General features: G+C 32.9%; 6 protein-coding genes. 5 read left to right on the top strand and 1 reads right to left on the bottom strand.

Annotated elements, in window-relative coordinates; all coding sequences use genetic code 11:
* Nucleotides 1-52 precede the first annotated feature (52 nt).
* The 4 genes from gpmA to spoIISB all read left to right on the top strand — a co-directional run bounded on the left by gpmA (nucleotide 53) and on the right by spoIISB (nucleotide 2,207).
* Nucleotides 53-790 (top strand): 2,3-diphosphoglycerate-dependent phosphoglycerate mutase, encoded by a 738-nt coding sequence (gene gpmA, locus KI356_RS17555; protein WP_212936016.1) that lies wholly within the window; start codon nucleotides 53-55, stop codon nucleotides 788-790.
* A gap of 186 nt (nucleotides 791-976) precedes the next feature.
* Nucleotides 977-1,717: a type II toxin-antitoxin system SpoIISA family toxin gene (locus KI356_RS17550; RefSeq protein ID WP_128280061.1), complete on the top strand. Its 741-nt coding sequence runs from the start codon at nucleotides 977-979 to the stop codon at nucleotides 1,715-1,717.
* A gap of 112 nt (nucleotides 1,718-1,829) precedes the next feature.
* Complete coding sequence (locus KI356_RS17545) at nucleotides 1,830-1,955, top strand: hypothetical protein (protein WP_002119488.1); 126 nt, start codon at nucleotides 1,830-1,832, stop codon at nucleotides 1,953-1,955.
* Nucleotides 1,956-2,030: 75 nt separating this feature from the next.
* Nucleotides 2,031-2,207 carry a stage II sporulation protein SB gene (gene spoIISB, locus KI356_RS17540; protein WP_164881551.1) on the top strand — a complete coding sequence of 59 codons (177 nt, stop codon included), beginning with the start codon at nucleotides 2,031-2,033 and terminating at the stop codon, nucleotides 2,205-2,207.
* Nucleotides 2,208-2,291: 84 nt separating this feature from the next.
* Here spoIISB and KI356_RS17535 read toward each other — a convergent pair whose 3' ends face one another.
* The gene (locus KI356_RS17535; protein ID WP_212936017.1) at nucleotides 2,292-2,648 is read right to left on the bottom strand and encodes a YxeA family protein; all 357 of its coding nucleotides are present in this window, start codon (nucleotides 2,646-2,648) and stop codon (nucleotides 2,292-2,294) included.
* 143 nt (nucleotides 2,649-2,791) lie between these two features.
* Between KI356_RS17535 and pepD the strand changes: the two genes are divergently transcribed.
* Nucleotides 2,792-4,261, top strand: a complete 1,470-nt coding sequence (gene pepD, locus KI356_RS17530) for a beta-Ala-His dipeptidase (protein WP_212936015.1) — start codon at nucleotides 2,792-2,794, stop codon at nucleotides 4,259-4,261.
* Nucleotides 4,262-4,341 lie beyond the last annotated feature (80 nt).

Here is a 4,341-nt window from a genome sequence, read left to right as displayed (position 1 = left end):
TATGTGTACGTATTGGAACATTAAAACTCATATTTCCGAGAGGGGAATTAGAATGATAAAACTTGTACTCATTCGTCACGGACAAAGTTTGTGGAATCTTGAAAATCGATTTACAGGATGGACAGATGTAGATTTATCAAAGAATGGATTAAGTGAAGCGAGAGAAGCAGGGGCAATATTAAAAAAGAATGGGTATACGTTTGATGTTGCATATACATCAGTATTAAAACGAGCAATTCGGACATTATGGATTGTACTTCATGAAATGGATCTCACTTGGGTCCCTATACATAATTCATGGAAGTTGAATGAACGCCATTATGGTGCACTACAAGGATTGAATAAAGACGAAACTGCAAAAAAATATGGAGATGAAAAAGTTCATATTTGGAGAAGAAGTATTGATGTGAGACCGCCTGCTCTTACTAAAGTTGATCCTCGATATGAGGCGAACGATCCAAAATATAAGAAACTTAAAAAAGACGAATTTCCATTAACTGAATGTTTAGAGGATACGGAGAAAAGAGTCGTTGATTATTGGCATTTAGAAATTGCACCATCATTAAAAAATGGTGAAAAAGTAATAATTTCATCGCATGGCAATACAATTCGTTCGTTAGTGAAATACTTAGACAACCTCTCAAGTGATGGAGTAGTGTCATTGAACATTCCAACTAGCATTCCGCTTGTTTATGAGTTGGATGAAAAATTACGTCCAATTCGTCATTATTACTTAAGTATGGACGGAGAAGTACCTGAAGGGGAAATTCCGAAACATATTTCTTTTTAACATGAAAATTTGAAACGTATGCTTGTCTACATATACAATGTAGATTCATAACAAAAGACGTGGCCTCCTTCTAATGTATATGCGATGTAGCTAAAATTAGAAGGTTGTCCACGTCTTTTGTCATAAAGAGAGCTGGTTGCGCATGTAATGATATCGTGAAGAGTTTTTGAATGGAGGGTGATGTGATTGACGATCTCTAACATTCGAATCGGCTTATTTATTCTAGCAATCGCCTTTGTAGTTCTCGTTTTCTTTTATTGGAAAAATGAAGAATTGTATGAGGAGAAGAAACAACGAATTCGAAAAACTTGGTATGGTTTGTTTATAACATCAGTCACAGTTTATTTCATGATTAAAGGAATAGATTTAACCCTCTGGAAAAATCTTTTAATGTTTACTGCGATGGTAATTTTCGTTGATATTGCATTCATTTTGACACCTAACATTTCAGAAATATGGGGCGCCAAATTCAGTGATATCGGAAAGACGGTCCAATCAATCAAACGGTCATTAATTGCTTCAAAAGCAAGAGGAGAAATATATACGACAATTATTCAAAATGTGAATTCAGCAGCATTTGGGACAATGGAATGGAATACGGAAGAAGAATATACAAAAAGTTTAAATGCATTTCTTGATTCGTATGGGGAAAAAGTAGGTGCGAAAATTGTTGTATTTAAAGCAGCGAACGAATTAAATACGAATTTCCGTGGTATTCGCTCTCAATTTAGTATTACAGTATCCGTAGAACACATGGAGCAATTGAATGGTCAGCAAGCGGTTCAAGTAGAAAATGTCGGAATAATACCGGCAAAAATAGTGAACGATGTTTTTATTGTTATTGATGGAAAGAAGAATAATCTACAAGATCGAGACTTTGAAAACGTATATAATTTAACAATACATCACAGTTATTTTAATAAGTAAGGACAGAATCTTTTTCTGTCCTTTTCATCTATACATAATGTTGAAACAAATTCGGACAAAGTTGTATAAAATAGGACAATCATTCCTACACTAGCACGTAGAGGTGATTGTAGTGATAAAAGACTATGACAATGATTTTTTTAAAGAAGAAAATGAAGATGCAACAGATTTTTCTTTAATAAAAGGAGATACTTTGCAGCAAGTAGAAGAGTTAGAAGAAGAATTAAAAAGAAAATGATAAGTGTACACTCTGTCTACATTTGCTATATAATATAAATAAAAGGTTGTATCTTTTATAAAAGGGGGAGAAGGGATGGCAGAATTAAATGTACAAAAATCTTCGTTTTTTAAAGGTAAAAAGGAAGAATCAAATACAGATTTCTCTCTTGTGAAAGGTGCATTAACAGAAAATATAAATCGGTTAGAAAAGCTTATGAATAGTAATAGTTCGAAATATATACAAGTGAAAAAAACAAAAGAAAATGCATAGAGCATTTTCTTTTGTTTTTTATCCCATTATTTGCAGATTAATCAGTAGTGAAGGATGAAAAACCTCATTAATTAAAGTTTTGATTTAGTTAACAGTAAACTTTTCTTTTACTTGTTCAGGTAAATCCGCTTCTCGAATTTCTTCATAGGATTTCACTTCAATAGATGATATTTCATTCTTGTCTTTATCCTCTTGAGCCACATAAAGGCGTAAAAATGCGTTTTCATTTAATTTATGGTCGTTTTCTTTTTTAGTACTTCTAAATGTAATTTGTTTTTTTGCTCCGTCTTCATCATATGCGGGCAATGTGTAGTTCCGTAAGTTTCTACCTTCTACTTTTTCGATAGCTCCTTCGCTTTTTATTTGCACGTAATATACATCTTTACCAATTCTATTTAATGATACTCTCTCACAGCCAATAGTAAAATCAGTAAAGATTATTTACGTTAAATGGAACTATAGAAGGATAAAATGAATGGTTTATAATACATATTTAGAACATTAGAAGAAAGGTAAAATAATGAATCATGGTATAATAATAAAAGACGTACATATTATTTTGTCATTTTGAGAGGAGCTTAAAAATGTATTCTACTTTAGAACAATTAACAAAGCACCCTGTATTTTATCATTTTGCAGAAATTTCAAAGATTCCTAGAGGATCGGGTAATGAAAAAGAAATTAGTGATTATTTAGTGGGGTTTGCAAAAGAGCGTAACTTAGAAGTCATTCAAGATGAAGCTTTAAATGTCATTATTAAAAAAGAAGCAACTTTTGGCTATGAAAATGTACCAGCTATTATCATTCAAGGTCACATGGATATGGTATGTGAAAAAAATCAAGCAACAGTTCATGATTTTGAGAAAGATCCAATTGAACTAAGGATTATTGGTGATATGTTATATGCAAATGAAACGACTTTAGGTGCTGATAATGGCATTGCGGTTGCCTATGCATTAGCATTATTAGATTCATCAGATATTCCGCATCCATCTTTAGAAGTGGTTATTACTACTGAAGAAGAAACGACAATGGGCGGAGCTTTCGCAGTTGATGCAAATCACTTTGACGGAAAGATATTTATTAATATTGATTCTGAAGAAGATCATAAATTACTTGTAAGTAGCGCAGGTGGTGCGAAAGCAGTTGAAACAATTCCAGTAATTTGGGATGCTGCACCAGTTGATATGGATGCATACCGTCTATATGTTGGTGGACTTAAAGGCGGACATTCTGGAATGGAAATTGATAAACAACGCGGAAATGCGAACAAAGTACTAGGACGAGTTTTACGTGACTTATTTACTAATATTCAATTTAATATAAGTGAAATTCACGGTGGTTTAAAAACAAATGCAATTCCGCGTGAAAGTGTAGCTACAATTTTATTACGTACAGAAGATGTAGAGCAAGTAGAAGAAAAGTTAAAATCATGGACACGAGTATTACAAGAAGAAATGCGTGCTGTTGATCCGGATGTTCATGTTACACTGACAAAATTGGATGAAAAAGCAGAAAAGGTATTTGGTAAAGAAACACAAAAGCAGCTTATTTCATCGTTATTCTTAATTCCAAATGGCATTCAAAGTATGAGCATGGATATTAAAGGCCTTGTAGAAAGCTCAACAAATTTAGGGGTTATTGAAACGTTGCAAGATGAAATTAAATTACGAAACGAAGTAAGAAGTTCAGTAAGTAGTTTGAAAAAACATATTGCAGATGAGATTAAATATATTGCCGAATTAGTTGGCGCGAGATTTGAATTAGAGTCAGCATATCCAGAGTGGCCATACAATCCAAACTCACAGATTCGAAATTTGTTTGAAAAAGTGCATCAAGAAAAATACAACAAAGATGCTGAAATCTTCGCAGTACATGCAGGGATTGAGTGTAGTGTATTTGTTCAAAAAATGCCTGAGTTAGACGCAATTTCATTCGGTCCAGATATTTTCAACGTTCATACACCAGATGAACATATTAGTATTTCTTCTGTTGTGAATAACTGGGGATTCTTCATTGATGTAATGAAGGGTACGAAAGAATTAGCTAAGTAATAACCGATGAATTTAAGGGTAGCCTATAAAAATTTATAGGCTACTTTTTTGTATTGAATTTTTTATAAGTTTTGAGTATG

It is taken from the genome of Bacillus hominis, assembly GCF_018332515.1.
Classification (GTDB): Bacteria; Bacillota; Bacilli; order Bacillales; family Bacillaceae_G; genus Bacillus_A; species Bacillus_A hominis.
The sequence above is the reverse complement of the archived record's forward strand: the minus strand, read 5'-3'. Positions and strand labels throughout refer to the sequence as shown.